This window comes from Rahnella sp. EDr1-12, from assembly GCF_049206505.1.
In the GTDB taxonomy this organism is placed as follows: domain Bacteria; phylum Pseudomonadota; class Gammaproteobacteria; order Enterobacterales; family Enterobacteriaceae; genus Rahnella; species Rahnella rivi.
Map to the genome: position 1 here is coordinate 129,693 of NZ_JBLZNY010000004.1, position 16,453 is coordinate 146,145.

Below are 16,453 nucleotides of genomic sequence, written 5' to 3' on the forward strand. Positions count from 1 at the left end.
GATGGAATGAGAGCATGCTCATAAAATCGGGACAGCGTCGTATCAGGCTGTGAAAAGCGTCACGAAGTTGAATAAATTCTCAGCATCTTTTTAGAGAAAGGACTATGCCGCCGCGTTGCGCAAAACGCGTTGAGTTAGGAAACTCACTGGTAATCATTGCTTTTTTGCCCGGCTAAAATTCCTCACACCGGGCTGTGATGCCCGTGGTGCCTGACATTTTTATCTCTGATGCAGTGTGATTAGCCTTGCGCAAAAAACAGACTATATTGAGCCGCCTTATCCGATGAAATCAGGGCAGACAGGCAGGCGAACTCATGACGACTTCAGGCAAAACCCTCACTTTTACCGCCTTTACGCTGCTGTTTATTCTGGGCAGAACGGTCAGTTTTGCGCTGCATGAAAGTTGTGTACAGGCCGCTGACCCGCAACCGGCGCAAAATGCCTACGTCACAGCGCCTTACCTCAACCGGGAATATGGCTTTAAAACGGTGGGAACCTACCTTGAACGGCAGAGTAATGCGTCGAAAAACCGCGAAAACGGCACCTGGGGTTTACTCGGCGGCAGCCATAACGCGGATGTCACGGATACCCGCTATCGCGCGTCGAATATCTGGTTTGCGCAAATCGGCAGAGATCTGTTTCAGGAAGAAAAACCGGACGGGGAGCACCGCCGCGCCGGGGTGATCGTCACACTGGGCAATCAGACCACTGATACCAAAGACAGCGCGCTGCGGCTTATCGGGCAGGCGCTCAGCACCGGCAATATTTCGACGGCATCGGCGGGCATTGGCGGGTATTACAGCGCGGTGACATCAGAAGGCGGCTACCTGAATGTCGTTAACCAGAACACCTTTTATCGCGAGGACTTATCGGAAAAACGCAATGCCGCGCAGAAAGGTTATGGCTCGACGCTCTCCGTCGAGATCGGCAAGCCTTACCGTGTGGCAGACAACTGGAGGCTGGAGCCGCAGGCGCAGTTTGTCGCTCAGCATCTGCATCTGGATTCGTTCAACACGCTCAGCCAACGCATTCAGCCCATCGATCAGAACAGCGGCCAGGTGCGCGGCGGCTTGCGGATTTTCCGTCAGACAGAACGCAACACCTCTTCCCTGACGCCCTATTTTCACATTGATCTGGTGGGCAACGTCGGAGATAAATCGGCAGTGACCATCAATACGGTTGAAATCGAGCCACCGACGACGGAACGCTGGGTGCAGGACGGTGTGGGCCTGACCGCGACGCTGTCAAAACGCGTGGCATTTTTCAGTGACATCACGCATTACCGAAATTTAAGCCTGCCGGGGATGGGATATCAGGGGCAGCTGGGCATTAACGTCAGCTTCAGATAACAGACGTAAAAAAGGCGACCGGAGTCGCCTTCAGGGGTGTTACCTGTCTGTTCAGACCGGTGGCAGATCAAACAGCAGAATTTCACTGTCTTCATCGGCATGAACGGACAGCGCCGTTTCATCCCAGATCGCCAGCGCATCGCTTGGCCCGGCTTTCTGACCGTTGATGGAGACGGTGCCTTTCACCACCTGGATCCACACACGACGTTCTGCCTGAATCTGATAGACCGACTGTTCGTCTTTTTTCAGCGCCCAGCGGGACAATTCCATGTCCTGGAAGACTTTCAGTGAACCATCACGTGCATCCGGAGAAAGCACCAGCTGGCGGCCTTGTGGCGCGTCGAACATACGTTGTTCATAACGCGGTTCCAGACCTTTTTTATCCGGAATGATCCAGATCTGATACAGATGCAATTTGCGGTCTTTGTTGCCGTTGTACTCAGAGTGCGTCACGCCGGTACCGGCACTCATGATCTGGAATTCACCCGCCTGAATCTGCTCTTTGTTGCCCATGCTGTCCTGATGTTCCACGGTGCCTTCGAGCACGTAGGTCAGGATTTCCATGTCTTTATGCGGATGTTTGCCAAACCCTTGCCCTTCGTCGATAAAGTCTTCATTGATGACCCGCAGTGCGGAGAATCCCATGAAGTTTGCATCGTAGTAATCGGCGAAAGAGAAAGTGTGCCAGCTTTCCAGCCAGCCGTGACTTGCGTGACCGCGTTCTTGTGCTTTGCGTAAGTAGATCATGTTCAACTCTCCTCAATGTTTTCTCTAGTCTAGTCAACGGCTGAGAATAAGAAAGCGTAAAAACTTCACCCCTCTGTTCAAAAAATATGAACAAACGCAGATGACTAAATTCAAAGGAATTGCAGGAGATAAATGCGGGTTCGGGGAGAGAGGGAAAAAGATTTTATCTAAAGAGTGTGAGTGGCAGGCAAGCGAATCCCGGCGGGTTTACCTGAGTCAGTACATGAGTCAGTGATCGGGGCGAGTGAACGGAGCCATCGCCTCTGCCGCTCAAAATAAGGCAAAAAAAAAGCCAGCACCCGGCTGGCTAAATAATACTGGAAGCAATGTGAGCAATGTCGTGCATTCATGGGGACCCGTTTGACCTTGGTGTGAGGCCATCCCCGGAACGCATGGCAATAATAATCATTATCATTCGCACTTGTAAAGCATTTTTTTTCACCACATGACACATTGACACTTTTATTATTCCTGATAAATCTAGAGGATATTCAAACAGTAACCACACTAAAAGGAGTGTCGCTATGAGCGAAATCGTTATACGCCATGCTGAATCAACGGACGCGCAGGCGCTTGGGCAACTTTACGCGCAGGTGCCGGTGTACAGCGACACTCTGCAACTTCCTTATCCACCCGCCGCCCTCTGGGAAGGCCGCCTGGCGAATTCTTCTCCTCACCGTTTCGCGCTGGTAGCCTGCATTGACGGCAAACTGGTCGGGAATCTGACGCTGATGGTGGAAGAGCCCTGGCGACGCCGCCACGTCGCCACGTTCGGCATTGGCGTGGATGTCAGTTTTCAGGGAAGAGGAGTGGGCAGCAAACTGCTCGCGGCCGCTCTTGAGCTGTGTGATAAGTGGCTGCAGGTGAAACGCGTGGAACTGACGGTCTATGCTGACAATGACGCCGCCATCGCCTTGTACAAAAAGTTTGGTTTCATGCTCGAAGGCCGCAGCCCTTGCTATGCGATGCGTGACGGTGAGCTGGTGGATACGCTGCACATGGGCCGCCTGCACGGCGTGTAATGTGTTGAAAAAGCGTCAGAGGTCGGCGCGGGTGTTCTGCGGTGAAGGACGTAACAACAGCCGCAGCACCAGCGCCATCGCCACCAGAACCAGCAGCGCCGAGCCAGGATAAATCGCCCCGATCCCCGCCTGTGCCATCAGTATTCCCGCCAGGGGGCCGGTGACACCCAGTGATAAATCCAGAAATGCCGAATAGGTTGCCAGCGCGCTGCCCTGATTTTCCTGCGGCAATTTTTTAACCGCCACCACACCCAGCGCCGGAAAGACCAGCGAGAAACCCGCGCCGGTAAGAAACGCGCCGCCCATCGCCACCCCAGCCGTTGGGGCGAAAAATACCAAAATAAGCCCGATGATTTCTACGGCGAAACACACCAGAGAAACCCGCAGGCCGCCAAAACGGTTGATGCAGTTGGGGAAAAGCAGCCGCATTCCCACGAACGCCGCGCTGAAAAACGTCAAAGAGAATGCCGCGCCCGACCAGCCTTTGGCATCGTAAAACAGCGTAATGAACGTCGCGATCACGCCAAAGCCGGTGGACGCCAGCCCGAGCGCCAGCCCGTACGGCAACACTTTGCCCAGCACCTGCCGGAACGGAAGTTGTGTCGCGGCTTTCCGCGCCACCGGCGCTTTACGCCACGCCGCCAGCAACGCCGTCAGCGCCACCAGAATTATGCAGCCGGAAAGCAGGGTCAGGCCGCCAAGACTGAAAATCCACACACCGAGCGGCGCGCCAATCGCCATGGCGCCATACGTCACCACCCCGCTCCACGAAATGACTTTGCCGATATGCAGCGAACCCACCACGCCGATGCCCCACAGCGTCGAACCGGTGCCCGCGAAACTTTGCCCCGCGCCAAGCAGCAAACGTCCGATGCACAGCAATGCCAAACTGGCCGCCGGTGAGGCATCCAGCCACAGCGCCAGCAGGTAAAACACCCCGCTCAGCAGGCAGCCGGTCAGGCCGATCATCACCACTTTTTTGGGTCCGACTTTATCGGCATAACGCCCGGCATGCGGGCGGCTGAGCAGCGTCGCAAAATATTGCAGGCTGATCACCAGGCCCGCCCAAAACGCGCTGTAACCGAGATGCTCATGTACATACCCTGGCAGGATCGCCAGCGGCAGACCGATGGTCAGATAATTAGCGAAGTTGAACACCAGAATCGAAAGAATGCGCAGCGTGGTCTTTGAAGCAGCAGCCGGAGATAAATCGGGCGAAGCGGGAGCGGGCATGGAAATCAGCGTCTCACGAAAGATGGGTTGGGCATTTTAGTCGCCATGCAGGAGTGTTGACTCTATGGGTATTTGGCTGTTTTCGCAACAAATTGAACCGGTGTTTTATTCAGCCTTCCTCTTACTGCCATCAAAACGTCACATCGCTGTCATGTGCACTGATTATGGTCGGGAGACTTCAACCGGAGGACATCCTATGTTCAGCATGGATACCCTGTTTCAGGATCTCGACCCGCAGCACAAAACCCCTTCCTGGCAACGCCGTCTGTTAAAAACCCTTTTCCGCGAAAAAGAATTCCACCGTTTTGCCGACAAGTATCAGCACCTGAAAGGGATTGATATGGCCGAGCAGGTGCTCGAGCATTTCAATATTCGCTGTGAACTGACAGAGCGTGACCGGGAGCAGATCCCGAGTTACGGGCCGGTGGTGGTGGTGGCGAACCATCCGATTGGCACGCTCGACGGCCTCGCGCTGTTGCACGCAGTGGCGTCGGTGCGCCCGGATGTCAAAGTGGTTGCAAATCAGCTGTTATCGCTGGTGTCTTCGCTCGGCAGCCTGATGATCCCGGTGGACAATATGGGCAACCGTACCCGCCGCAATCAGGTCACACAAATGCAGGAGCATCTGCAAAATCAGGGCGTGCTGATTGTCTTCCCGGCGGGTGAAGTGTCGCGGATGAGCTCGAAAGGCGTGCGCGACGGCAAATGGCACACCGGATTTATCCGCCTCGCGGCCAAAGCCCGTGCGCCGGTGGTGCCGGTGCATATCAGCGGCAGCAACAGTGCGCTGTTTTATCTCACGTCGATGATTTACCGCCCGCTGAGTACCCTGCTGCTGGTGCATGAAATGTTTGGCCAGCGCGGCAACAGCCTGACGCTTAAAATCGGCGCGCGCATTCCGTATGCCAGCTGGCACGACGGGCAGATGCAGGCGGGGGATCTGGCGGCGCGTTTTCGTAAACATCTTTACCGCCTTGGTGCAGGCAAACCGGGGCTGTTCCACACTGAAACGTCGATTGCCCGCGCTGAAGATCGGGCGGTGCTGAAACACGCGCTGGAAGCCAGCGAAGTGCTGGGCAAAACGCCGGACGGCAAGATGATTTATCTCTATCGCCGTCACGGGGAAGATACGGTGCCGATTTTGCGCGAACTGGGCCGGTTGCGCGAAATTGCCTTCCGCGCCGTCGGTGAAGGCAGCGGCCGCCGTCGGGATCTCGACGGTTACGATGACGACTATTATCACCTGGTGCTGTGGGATCCGCAGGCGCTGGAGATTGTCGGCGCGTACCGGTTTATTCCGACCGCCGATCAGGTCGCCAGCAAAGGATTGAACGGCATTTACAGCCAGAGTTTGTTTCAGTACGGCCACCAGATGGATCCGATTCTGGCGCAGGGTATCGAACTCGGACGCAGCTTTATTCAGCCTGCGTACTGGGGAAAGCGCGGGCTGGACTATCTGTGGCTGGGCATCGGCGCGTATCTGGCGAAATATCCGCAAACGCGTTATCTGTTTGGTCCGGTGTCGATTTCCGGCGGCATGCCGCTGCCCGCCCGCGATTTGCTGGTGGCATTTTATCGACTGTATTTCGCCCCGACGCTGCCACTGGCGACATCGCTGCGCCCTTATCCGGCGTCGCTGCCTGACGTGTTAGCGCAGTTTTGCGGTGATGATTATCAGGAAGATTTGCAGCGCCTCAAACGTCTGCTGGCCAATCTCGGATGCAGCATTCCGGCGCTGTATAAGCAGTATTCCGAACTTTGCGAAAGCGGCGGCGTGCAGTTTATCGATTTCGGCAGCGACCCGGAATTCAACAACTGCATCGACGGATTGGTACTGGTGGATCTCAGCCAGCTGAAACCGGCCAAATTTGAGCGCTATATTGCGGTGCATCAGGAAAGTGCCTCCCTGGCATAATTTGCCAGAGAGGTTGTGGCAGGTAAGCGGCCTCCCCGGCGAAGGGGAGTGCTGACCGGCGGTCAGTGCGGGTTGTTTACGTTCACCACAGACACCGTGTAAATCACCACTGATTTTGGCTTGCCGTTCTCACTGTTTTTCCCGACAGCGGCAGGCGGGATAACAATCGTCACTTTTCCGCCTTTGCGGACAAGTTTCACGGCATCACGCAGTACAGGCGGCATGTCGGCCACGCGGAAAATCTGGTTCGCATTGTCAATTTGCGGGCCATCCACCATAGTGCCATCGAGTAATTCCCCTTTGTAGGTCACCTCCACCTGATTGGTGTCTTTGATGACCGCACCTTCACCTTTATTTTCAACCAGATAGTAAAGACCTTTTGCGGTCTTTTTCACACCCGGACGTTTGGCAAACTCTTCAATAAAGGCTTTCTCTGCGCCCTGCTCTTTCGCTGTCGCCGCCTGCGTCAGGATCTTCACCTGCTCATCAAACGCCGTCAGCGTGGCCTGCACATCCTGCGGACTCATCTTTTCGCGCTGGTTAAAGGTATCGGTGATCCCGGCCAGAAGAATGTCTTTGTCCAGCGTAATGTGCAGCGCCTTTTGCTCGACAATCTGCGCTTCAATGTATTTAGCCATGGCAACGCCGCTGGCATAGGCACGCTTTTGCTCTTCGCTGTTCAGGCTGAAAGCGACTTTCTCAGGCTCCGGCGCAACTTCAGCAGCCGGTTCTTTTACCGGCTCAGGCTCGGGTTCCGCCGTCGCGTGAGTGAGGGGCAGCGTGGTCACGGCATCGGCCGGGACAGCTGGTTGTGCGTCTGGCGTAGCGGGCGGAGTGGCATCCGGTAAGGCCGGTGCAGGTGCCTCAGCCGCCGCCGTCTCCGGGGTTTGAGGCGTCGTCAGAGGGACAGCGGGTGCGGCTGGCGCAATCGTGGCGGCGTTATTTTCCGAACCGGTAACCTGAGCAGCGGCCGGTTCATTGGCAAAAACCTTAAAGGAAGAACAAAACATCATCATGAGGCTTAGCACATAAGCGCTCTTCTTCGCAGGAATAAAAGACATGGAATTACCTTCGCAATAAAATTACTTTGTTGAATCTTATAAATCAGGGAAATAGCGTTCATCGCGATAAAACCGGTGCACGTTAAAATAGAAAATGCAGCGAGTTTTCCTGCGGATAAAGTGAAGCCCACTTTGCAATGATGACAAAAGATTCAAAACATGATGGCGCAATGATTTCATACACGAGTAAATAATGCGAATTTTTTTCACATTATTTACGTTACATGATCATGAATATATTAGGATTTTTCGCACTTAATGAGGATATTTACTGACAGGTTTCCCGGTAGTCATCCGCCATTGCCATTTTTAATAACAAATCATGACCAATATAGTTACTCCAGTTAAAGGAATTCTGTAACACGACAACTGCATTCTGATGTTTTTTATCAAAACCGATATAACTGGAGTATCCGCCGATATATCCGACCTGATAAGTAATTATCTGGTTATCTTTATAATCAGTGACCCAGGCAATATTGGCGGCCTCAATTTCTCTTTCAAAATAGACTTTTTCTGTGACCTGAATAGCCGCGTTGAGATCGCCGGTGTGGGAATTCTCGATATGCGCACGAAGATATTTCAGCAGATCATCGGCGTTGCTGTACAGATTGGCCGCCGCCACCATGTTGTTGGTGAAGTACCAGTCAGGCACCACTTTGCCGCGGCGAATAAACTTCGGCTGATCGCCCGCATGACCGATCGCGCGATAAGGGTAATCTTTCAGCGTCGGGCCGTGGAAGCTGGTATTGCTCATTTTCAGCGAGTTAAAGATAAAGTCATACGCCAGTTGCTGGATGTCTTCGCCGGTTTTTACTTTGAGAATGTAGCCAAGAAGCGCGTAACCCAGATTGGAATACTGAGGCTCCCGCTTTTGCGGCTTTTTGAACGAAGAGAGATCGTTCACTACCGCATCGCTGTCCAGTTCGTTATAAAAATTGTCGCCGGTATACAGATATTTCAGGAAGCTCTGCAACATGTCTTTGTTCATGTTTTGTCGCGGTAAACCGGAAGTATGTGTGGCCAGTTGCAACAAGGTGATGTTCCGGGCATCCGGGCTGAGCAGAATATTTTTTGGCAACAAGTCCGAGAGTTTATCGTCCCAGTTCAGCTGCCCTTTATCGACCAGCCCGGCCACCACTTCACCGGTGACACCCTTACTCACGGAACCGAGCGCAAACAGCGTTTCCCCGTCAATTTTGTAGCCATTTACCGCGTTGGTGTACCCATAGCCCCAGGTCCGGGCTTCGCCGTTGTTACGGATAATCCCTATCGCCAGGCCGCTGGCTTTTTCCTTCTTCATATACTGCTGAACAATACCGTCAACCAGCCCGTCGAGATTTTTCGTGCAGGCAAGTTGCTTTACCGCCTGCGGGCTTTCTTTCACCTGCATCTCGGATAAGGTTCCGCACGCGGTCAGAAGCAAAGGAAGCATGATGCTCAGGCCAGAAAATCGTCCCGTTATTCTTTTCATTGCATTGATTTATAGAGCGAAGTTGAACGGTGACGACAGTGAATACACATCAGATGACCTTGTGACAGAAAAAGAGGCTCGCCGGATAGCGCGCTGCAGGCCGCAGACTGTGTCATTTCCCCGCGCTTTTCAATGAGAAATTGACGCGATCCTGATGTTCTTTTGCACAAACCCGCCGGGCGTCGGGGGAATCTTTCAACATCGTCTGAGATGGCATGAAAAATCTCTTTACATGCATAAAAAATCATTTTAAACACCAACGCGAAACATTGACTTAACGTAAATAATTGAATTAGATCGGTTTAATTAACGTTAGCGCAACCTTTGCCGATAACCCTGATTCACGTCATGCCACTTTCAAGAAGGCCGGACTTTTAAAATCAGGGGAAAATATGAACATCACACAGCGTCTTTTACTGACGTTCTCACTGCTATCTGCCGCCCTCATCGCACTGGGGGTCGCCGCCATTATGTTGATTTCGGGTTTCCAGGACCGGTTTGAATATGTTCAGGTCAATGCGATCCCTTCCATCAAAGATCTCAATAAACTCATCGATCAGAGCAACAGGCTTTCCCTCACGCTCTATAAACACCAGAGCCAGACCGATAACAGCAAAATGCCTGAGGTAGAAACCCTCATTCAGCAGCGGATTGCCGGGCTGAAAACGCTGACGGAATATTATCTGCAACACGATATCTCCAGCGCTGAAGATGAAAGGCTGACCCACGTCGCTTTCGACAATATTCGTAAAGTGGAGGAAAAACTCCCGGCGTTTCTGGCCTCATCACGGGCGCATCAGGATGACGTCAGTCTGGCGCTGATTGAGGGTGACGGCGGCATCGGCATGGCTATCCGTCAGCTCATCTCCGATTACCAGAAACAGCTTACCGTTAACATCGACATCGGTGAGGGGTTGCGCGCCACTAACCGCAGCATTTTCAACGCCACACTCTGGGGAATGGGCAGCGGCGTGACGCTCACCATCCTGCTGCTGGGTTTCTTTGCGCTGGTCACCATCCGCCGCGTACGGAAAAGCCTGCTGGCCATCGGGGATATCATGACCATCGCCAGCGAACGGCTGGATTTGACGGTGAGCGCCGATGCCAGCCGTCATGACGAAGTGGGCAACATGGCCCGCGCCTTCAACAGCCTGATGCAACGCGTCTCCGGAGCACTGTTGTCCGTGAGTGCGGCGTCACAGTCGGTCAGCAGCGCGTCGGCACAAATCGCGGCCGGTAACGAAGATCTCTCCTCGCGCACCGAGCAGCAGGCCGCCTCGCTGGAACAGACCGCCGCCAGCATGACCGAACTCAGCGAGACGGTTCGCCAGACCGCCGACAACACGCGTCAGGCCAGCCAGCTGGCGGGCAACATGAATGCGCTGTCGGAGAAAAGTGCCTCCTCGCTGGAAACCATGCTGAGCACCATGGGCGATATCCGCAGCAGTTCCCGCAAAGTCACCGAGATCATCACGCTTATCGAGGGCATCGCCTTCCAGACCAATATTCTGGCGTTGAACGCCGCCGTGGAAGCGGCACGCGCCGGTGAGCACGGTAAAGGATTTGCTGTGGTGGCCGGTGAGGTCAGAAATCTATCACAGCGTTCGACCACCGCCGCGCGTGAAATAAAAGAACTGATCGACCTGTCCTACAGCCTGATCGAAGCCGGTGCCCATCAGGCGGGCGATGTCGGCGAGAACATGAACTCGATGGGCAACGCCATCCGTCAGGTAACGGATCTGGTTAACGAGATTGCCGCTGCGGCTACCGAGCAGAGTCAGGGGATTTCTCAGGTGCATCAGGCCGTTAATCAGATGGATGATGTGACCCAGCAGAACGCCGCGCTGGTGGAAGAAGCCTCTTCAGCCTCGCGCTCGTTGCAGGATCAGGCCGACGGCCTGGCGCGACTGGTGGGTGAATTCCGCCTGAGCGACGCCACCGGTCAGCGTCAGTCCTTCGTAAAACCGGTGCAGACGCTGGCTGCACTGCCGCGCACCCAAAAACCGGGCACTCCGCCACACAATGAGGCCGACTGGCAACGTTTCTGATCAGGCTTTTACCGTCGTCTTATTACAGGGAAAACAGCATTATGGATAATCTTCAGGAGCACGCAGACCATCTGGAAAAGCACAAGGCATTGGTGGAAAGCTTTGAACAGATGGCGGCGCTGGTGAATCAGCTTGCCACCGGGGAATACCGGTCGCTGGAGCTGTACATCAATAACTGCCGCCATTTTCGCGATCGCAGCCTGGAAGTTCAGGCAGTGCTGTCAGATAAATGTTTTGAAACTTACCTGATGCGCCACGATATAACGCTGTATTACAGCATTCACAGCGTGAATATGGCCTTTGGCATGATGACCAATATGCTGGAAAACCTGAAAAGATTCTTGTCCTGAGAACGCGTTAAACAGTGCCAGATACCTGACACGGAGCATGTGAAGGGTCACCCTGAAGATTCGCGAGTATTTTCAGGGTGTTTTTGTATTCATCGCCGTGATAACTGGCAGCCAGTCGCGGTGTGAAATTGATGAATTGGGTTAGCTGACGCGGCCAGCCACCAGATCCTGCGCACAGGCCCACGCGGAACTCCACGCCCACTGAAAATTGTAACCGCCCAGCCAGCCAGTCACGTCCACCACTTCACCGATAAAGTACAAACCCGGCACTTTCGCAGCGGCCATGGTTTTAGAAGACAACTCCCTGGTATCGACACCGCCGAGCGTCACTTCCGCCGTGCGGTAACCTTCGGTGCCGTTCGGCTGCACCTGCCAGTTTTGCAGTTGTTCAACCAGTTCCGCCTGCTGCGGCACGTTGAGCTGTTTCAGCGTCACGTCCGGCAACTGACCGAGCGTTTGCAGACATTCCACCAGACGCTTCGGCAGTTGCATCGCCAGCGTATTTTTCAGGCTTTGATTGGGATGTTCCTGCCGCTGCTCATTGAGAAACGCCGCCAGATCGACGTCAGGCAGTAAGTTAACGCTCACAAACTCACCAGGCAGCCAATAGCTGGAAAGCTGTAAAACGGCCGGGCCGGACATGCCGCGATGGGTGAAGAGAATGCTTTCACGGAAAACCGTGCCGTCTTCTGCGGTCAGCACCGCAGGCACTGACACGCCCGAGAGGGTTTGCAGGTGATCCAGCAGCGGTTTGTGCAGGGTAAAGGGCACCAGACCGGCGCGGGTCGGCAATACTTTCAGCCCAAACTGCTCCGCCAGACGGTAACCGAACGGCGTCGCGCCCAGCCCCGGCATGGAAAGCCCCCCACTCGCAACAACAAGTGAGTGAGTGCTCACAGTTGAGCCGTTCACCTTGATGACAAAGCCATTTTCCGTTTTCTGTACGTCGGAAATTTCACTGCGCAACCGGACATCGACATTGCCCAGTTCGCATTCTTTATCCAGCAGCGCCACAATTTGCTGTGCGGAGTCATCGCAAAAAAGCTGACCGAGGGTTTTCTCGTGCCAGGCGATGTTGTAGCGGTTGACCATGTCGATAAAATCCCACTGGGTGTAACGCGCCAGGGCGGATTTGCAGAAATGCGGGTTTTCGGAAAGATAGGCGGCCGGTTCGGCATACAGATTAGTAAAATTGCAGCGTCCGCCCCCCGACATCAAAATTTTACGTCCGGTTTTCTTACCATTATCCAGCAGCAGAACCCGGCAGCCACCCTGTCCGGCCTGCGCTGCACAGAACATGCCTGCCGCACCCGCACCTATGACTACCACATCAACCTGTTCCACTTTTGGCCTCTCTTTCCGGAAAATTCAGCTACGTTTTAAATAGGATACGCCCTGCGCACAGGAGGATTTTGACCGCTGCGCGTCGCGGATTGTAAGGGACTGACGGGGTATAAACCAGTCACAGGGGCATTGCATGAGGCAAAGTAAGCAAATGTTTCAAACGGCAAAGACCCAGCAACGTGCTGATTAATAAAAAGTTAATCTACATTGCAACATTTTTTGAACTGTTTTTAATCAAAAAAATGTCATATTTTCCTTTTATCGGCCCCCTGTTCTCGCAGATAATGCGCGGCGTTCATGACCACTAACTGGCGTAACAATTATGCTGCATCTATTTGCCGGGTTGGATATTCATACCGGTTCGTTATTGATTCTCGCGTTACTGTTTGTCCTGTTCTATGAAGCCATTAACGGTTTTCATGATACGGCCAATGCAGTAGCAACCGTCATCTATACCCGGGCAATGCGTTCGCAATTAGCGGTCGTGATGGCGGGTGTGTTTAACTTTCTTGGCGTCATACTCGGTGGTTTGAGTGTGGCTTATGCCATCGTCCATTTGCTTCCAACCGATCTTCTGCTCAACGTGGGTTCCACTCATGGCCTTGCCATGGTGTTCTCGATGTTACTGGCAGCGATCATCTGGAACCTCGGCACCTGGTATTTCGGCCTGCCGGCGTCCAGCTCCCATACACTGATCGGCGCCATCATTGGTGTCGGGTTGACCAATGCATTAATGACTCACACGTCCGTGGTCGATGCATTAAACATCCCAAAAATGATCGGTATTTTTGCCTCTCTGATTATCTCGCCTCTGGTCGGGATGATTGTGGCGGGGACCATGATTTTCCTGTTACGTCGCTACTGGAGCGGCAACAAGAAACATGCCCGTATCCACCTGACGCCTGCTGAACGTGAAAAGAAAGACGGCAAGAAAAAGCCGCCGTTCTGGACCCGTATTGGCCTGATCCTGTCGGCTATCGGCGTGAGCTTCTCTCACGGCGCTAACGACGGTCAGAAAGGTATCGGTCTTATCATGCTGGTTCTGATTGGTGTGGCTCCGGCAGGTTTTGTGCTGAACATGAGCGCCACCGGTTACGACATTACCCGTACCCGCGACGCCGTGACGCACCTCGGGCAGTATTATCAGCAGCACGTTGATGCGGTACCCCACGTGGTAGCACAAACGCCTCTGGTGCCTGCGCCAGACGTGAATATCGCCCCGACCGATGCAGCAAAAGTGTTCCATTGCGACAGCAGCCATGCGCTTGATGCTATTGGCCGTGCGCAAACTCTGCTGACCAATCTTCCGTCCTACAGCGCATTGTCACCGGATGAACGCAGCCATATGCGTCGCCTGCTGATGTGCGTGTCTGATACGGCAGATAAAGTCGCTAAGCTGCCGGAAACGTCACCTGCGGATAAACGCTTCCTGGGTGAACTGAAAACCGACATTCTTCAAACCGTGGAATATGCTCCGATCTGGATCATCATCGCTGTGGCTCTGGCACTGGCGCTGGGCACCATGATTGGCTGGAAGCGCGTTGCGACCACCATTGGCGAGAAGATTGGTAAGAAAGGCATGACCTACGCACAGGGCCTGTCAGCACAGCTTACTGCGGCGGTGTCTATCGGTGTTGCCAGCTACACGGGTATGCCGGTTTCCACGACACACGTGTTGTCCTCTGCGGTGGCGGGCACCATGATTGTGGACGGTGGCGGTGTGCAGTCGAAGACCGTGAAAAACATCGCGATGGCCTGGATCTTAACCCTGCCAGTCTCGATTGTCCTTTCCGGCCTGTTGTACTGGATTGCGCTAAAGCTCATCTGATAAGCGTCTGAATCTCGGTTCAGAATAGAAAAAGGCGACCTGTGTTGAACAAGGTCGCCTTTTTTATTTCCTTTTTCACACATCCTCACAACGATTATTCAGATTTAATACCAGATGAGCATCGCCATCATACTGATGAGAATAAGCCCAACCAGCGCTGTCGTCAGAACAAACTGACCGCGCACCCGCTCACAACGGCGGATAAATTCAGGATCGTGATGTTCAACGTAGCGCTGAGCATAAATATAACGCACCAGCCTGATTTGCTTACTCGGTTGCCCGTGAGACGTAAAGAATCCACCGCCATCAACATATTGATACAGCAGGGGATCACATCCCCGAAGAACCACCAGCAATGCGCGCAAAGAAGAATAATAGCGCAGCATATTCACCACACATACAAAACATAAAGCCCAAAATAGCGCAACGGGACTGATCATGATTCCCCCTCAAGGCGAACTCACCCCGCGCACTGCGGCCATCAACTCTGCCGCACACCCGACGTTTCGCCCTGCCTTTCCGCGATTTCACACCCCCGGACACGAATATGTCCGCCCTCTTTCACATCACAGAAAATTGCCAAAACAGGAGAAGCCTGCATTATTCAGTGTAGGAAACGAATCTGGAAATAGGTAAGACGCCTCATATTATTTATATCTATCGATTGCCGGAACAGGAAATGGGATCTGTATGCTTGATTTGTTTAACCATTTTGGCGCTATACTAAAAGCATGACTTTCGCATGATGCAGATATTGCTGTTAACCGACTTATGGAAGGAGTTTTCTTATGGCTTACAAACACATACTTATTGCTGTAGACCTGTCGCCGGAGAGCAAGGTTTTAGTTGAGAAAGCCGTCTCCATGGCGCGCCCTTACAACGCTAAAGTGTCCCTGATCCACGTTGATGTGAACTATTCAGACCTGTACACCGGCCTTATCGACGTCAATCTGGGCGACATGCAGAAACGTATTTCCGAAGAAACTCACCACGCGCTGAATGAATTGTCGCAAAACGCAGGTTATCCGATTTCAGAAACCCTGAGTGGCAGCGGTGATTTAGCACAGGTTCTGGTTGATGCGATTAATAAATACGGCGTGGATTTGGTGCTGTGCGGCCATCACCAGGATTTCTGGAGCAAACTGATGTCCTCCGCCCGCCAGCTGATCAACACCGTACATATCGACATGCTGATCGTGCCGCTGCGCGATGAGGAAGAAGAAGCGTAAGACACATTGTCCCGCTGAAACGGCTATAAAAATGCCCGCAGGTGAAAACCGGCGGGCATTTTTTTATGGCTATAGCGGAAGTGGCTAAAGCACCAGCGCGTTACAGCGGCGTATAAATATCAAACCGGTGGCTTTTGGTGACCACGGCGGCCTGGGCAGGAATATCGGCCATCGGCGGGGCGTAATCCGGGCGTTTCACCACGATGCGTTTTGTCGCTAAACGACGCGCCGGTTCCAGCAGGCCATCGGCATCCTCATCCGGGCCGACGAGTCCCTGAAACACCCGCATCTCTTTCTTCACCAGCGCACTTTTCTGTTTGTGCGGATACATCGGATCGAGATACACCACTTCCGGCTTCGGCGAAAGCTCAGAGAGCGCCGTCAGGCTTGAAGCGTGCAGCAGCGTCATGCGCTCACGCAGCCACGGACCGATTTCCGCATCGCGATAGCCACGCGCCAGCCCGTCATCGAGCAATGCCGCCACGACCGGATTGCGCTCCAGCATCCGCACCTTGCAGCCCAGAGAAGCGAGCACAAACGCATCGCGCCCCAGCCCTGCGGTGGCATCGACGACATCCGGCAGATAGCGGCCTTTAACACCGACGGCTTTCGCCACCGCTTCACCGCGTCCGCCGCCAAATTTACGACGGTGCGCCAGGGTGCCGCCGACGAAATCGACAAAAATCGCGCCGAGTTTGGGCTCGTCGCGTTTGCGTAATTCCAGACGTTCAGGCGTCAGCACCAGCGCCATCACGGCATCCGGATCAGACGTCAGATTCCAGCGCTGCGCCAGAACAGATAAGGCGCCTTCATCGGCGCCTTCTTCACACAGTAAACACACACTCACAGGCAG

Annotated in this window: 14 protein-coding genes; 7 read left to right on the forward strand and 7 right to left on the reverse strand. The window is 53.8% G+C overall.

The window, feature by feature from the left end; genetic code table 11:
• Window positions 1–314: 314 nt before the first annotated feature.
• Entirely contained in the window at window positions 315–1,349 is a 1,035-nt protein-coding gene (locus tag ACO0U8_RS17300; protein ID WP_421671320.1) for an autotransporter outer membrane beta-barrel domain-containing protein, read from the forward strand.
• 51 nt (window positions 1,350–1,400) lie between these two features.
• Here the strand turns inward: ACO0U8_RS17300 and ACO0U8_RS17305 are convergent, their stop codons facing one another.
• Entirely contained in the window at window positions 1,401–2,096 is a 696-nt protein-coding gene (locus ACO0U8_RS17305; protein WP_056775524.1) for a pirin family protein, read from the reverse strand.
• A gap of 524 nt (window positions 2,097–2,620) precedes the next feature.
• On the opposite strand from ACO0U8_RS17305, the gene ACO0U8_RS17310 reads away from it, so the two are divergent.
• Complete coding sequence (locus tag ACO0U8_RS17310; protein ID WP_056775527.1) at window positions 2,621–3,118, forward strand: GNAT family N-acetyltransferase; 498 nt, start codon at window positions 2,621–2,623, stop codon at window positions 3,116–3,118.
• Window positions 3,119–3,133: 15 nt separating this feature from the next.
• Here the strand turns inward: ACO0U8_RS17310 and ACO0U8_RS17315 are convergent, their stop codons facing one another.
• The gene (locus tag ACO0U8_RS17315; RefSeq protein WP_421671321.1) at window positions 3,134–4,351 is read right to left on the reverse strand and encodes an MFS transporter; all 1,218 of its coding nucleotides are present in this window, start codon (window positions 4,349–4,351) and stop codon (window positions 3,134–3,136) included.
• 196 nt (window positions 4,352–4,547) lie between these two features.
• Here ACO0U8_RS17315 and ACO0U8_RS17320 point away from each other — a divergent pair, with 196 nt between their 5' ends.
• Window positions 4,548–6,266: a lysophospholipid acyltransferase family protein gene (locus ACO0U8_RS17320; RefSeq protein ID WP_217204273.1), complete on the forward strand. Its 1,719-nt coding sequence runs from the start codon at window positions 4,548–4,550 to the stop codon at window positions 6,264–6,266.
• 62 nt (window positions 6,267–6,328) lie between these two features.
• Here the strand turns inward: ACO0U8_RS17320 and ACO0U8_RS17325 are convergent, their stop codons facing one another.
• Together ACO0U8_RS17325 and ACO0U8_RS17330 are read right to left on the reverse strand one after the other, a co-directional pair.
• The gene (locus ACO0U8_RS17325; protein ID WP_421671322.1) at window positions 6,329–7,327 is read right to left on the reverse strand and encodes an FKBP-type peptidyl-prolyl cis-trans isomerase N-terminal domain-containing protein; all 999 of its coding nucleotides are present in this window, start codon (window positions 7,325–7,327) and stop codon (window positions 6,329–6,331) included.
• Between the two features lie 268 nt (window positions 7,328–7,595).
• Window positions 7,596–8,762: a serine hydrolase domain-containing protein gene (locus ACO0U8_RS17330; protein WP_421671323.1), complete on the reverse strand. Its 1,167-nt coding sequence runs from the start codon at window positions 8,760–8,762 to the stop codon at window positions 7,596–7,598.
• A gap of 431 nt (window positions 8,763–9,193) precedes the next feature.
• On the opposite strand from ACO0U8_RS17330, the gene ACO0U8_RS17335 reads away from it, so the two are divergent.
• Both ACO0U8_RS17335 and ACO0U8_RS17340 read left to right on the forward strand, forming a co-directional pair.
• Window positions 9,194–10,849, forward strand: coding sequence for a methyl-accepting chemotaxis protein (locus ACO0U8_RS17335; RefSeq protein WP_421671324.1), 1,656 nt, complete (start codon window positions 9,194–9,196; stop codon window positions 10,847–10,849).
• Window positions 10,850–10,890: 41 nt separating this feature from the next.
• Entirely contained in the window at window positions 10,891–11,199 is a 309-nt protein-coding gene (locus tag ACO0U8_RS17340) for a hypothetical protein (RefSeq protein WP_421671325.1), read from the forward strand.
• Window positions 11,200–11,340: 141 nt separating this feature from the next.
• On the opposite strand, the gene ACO0U8_RS17345 is transcribed toward ACO0U8_RS17340, so the two are convergent.
• Entirely contained in the window at window positions 11,341–12,543 is a 1,203-nt protein-coding gene (locus tag ACO0U8_RS17345) for an NAD(P)/FAD-dependent oxidoreductase (RefSeq protein WP_390973567.1), read from the reverse strand.
• Window positions 12,544–12,865: 322 nt separating this feature from the next.
• On the opposite strand from ACO0U8_RS17345, the gene pitA reads away from it, so the two are divergent.
• Complete coding sequence (gene pitA, locus ACO0U8_RS17350; RefSeq protein WP_056775551.1) at window positions 12,866–14,371, forward strand: inorganic phosphate transporter PitA; 1,506 nt, start codon at window positions 12,866–12,868, stop codon at window positions 14,369–14,371.
• 104 nt (window positions 14,372–14,475) lie between these two features.
• Here pitA and uspB read toward each other — a convergent pair whose 3' ends face one another.
• Window positions 14,476–14,811, reverse strand: a complete 336-nt coding sequence (gene uspB / locus ACO0U8_RS17355) for a universal stress protein UspB (RefSeq protein ID WP_056775554.1) — start codon at window positions 14,809–14,811, stop codon at window positions 14,476–14,478.
• Between the two features lie 348 nt (window positions 14,812–15,159).
• Between uspB and uspA the strand changes: the two genes are divergently transcribed.
• Complete coding sequence (gene uspA / locus ACO0U8_RS17360; protein WP_014333460.1) at window positions 15,160–15,600, forward strand: universal stress protein UspA; 441 nt, start codon at window positions 15,160–15,162, stop codon at window positions 15,598–15,600.
• A 100-nt stretch (window positions 15,601–15,700) separates the two neighbouring features.
• Here uspA and rsmJ read toward each other — a convergent pair whose 3' ends face one another.
• Window positions 15,701–16,447 carry a 16S rRNA (guanine(1516)-N(2))-methyltransferase RsmJ gene (gene rsmJ, locus ACO0U8_RS17365; RefSeq protein WP_414070318.1) on the reverse strand — a complete coding sequence of 249 codons (747 nt, stop codon included), beginning with the start codon at window positions 16,445–16,447 and terminating at the stop codon, window positions 15,701–15,703.
• Between the last annotated feature and the right edge of the window lie 6 nt (window positions 16,448–16,453).

Coding starts and splice junctions, on each gene's coding strand:
- ACO0U8_RS17340 (WP_421671325.1), top strand. CDS start 10,891: ATGGATAATCTTCAGGAGCACGCAGACCATCTGGAAAAGCACAAGGCA.
- ACO0U8_RS17335 (WP_421671324.1), top strand. CDS start 9,194: ATGAACATCACACAGCGTCTTTTACTGACGTTCTCACTGCTATCTGCC.
- uspA (WP_014333460.1), top strand. CDS start 15,160: ATGGCTTACAAACACATACTTATTGCTGTAGACCTGTCGCCGGAGAGC.
- ACO0U8_RS17300 (WP_421671320.1), top strand. CDS start 315: ATGACGACTTCAGGCAAAACCCTCACTTTTACCGCCTTTACGCTGCTG.
- ACO0U8_RS17320 (WP_217204273.1), top strand. CDS start 4,548: ATGTTCAGCATGGATACCCTGTTTCAGGATCTCGACCCGCAGCACAAA.
- ACO0U8_RS17305 (WP_056775524.1), bottom strand. CDS start 2,096: ATGATCTACTTACGCAAAGCACAAGAACGCGGTCACGCAAGTCACGGC.
- ACO0U8_RS17330 (WP_421671323.1), bottom strand. CDS start 8,762: ATGCTTCCTTTGCTTCTGACCGCGTGCGGAACCTTATCCGAGATGCAG.
- ACO0U8_RS17325 (WP_421671322.1), bottom strand. CDS start 7,327: ATGTCTTTTATTCCTGCGAAGAAGAGCGCTTATGTGCTAAGCCTCATG.
- uspB (WP_056775554.1), bottom strand. CDS start 14,811: ATGATCAGTCCCGTTGCGCTATTTTGGGCTTTATGTTTTGTATGTGTG.
- ACO0U8_RS17315 (WP_421671321.1), bottom strand. CDS start 4,351: ATGCCCGCTCCCGCTTCGCCCGATTTATCTCCGGCTGCTGCTTCAAAG.
- ACO0U8_RS17310 (WP_056775527.1), top strand. CDS start 2,621: ATGAGCGAAATCGTTATACGCCATGCTGAATCAACGGACGCGCAGGCG.
- pitA (WP_056775551.1), top strand. CDS start 12,866: ATGCTGCATCTATTTGCCGGGTTGGATATTCATACCGGTTCGTTATTG.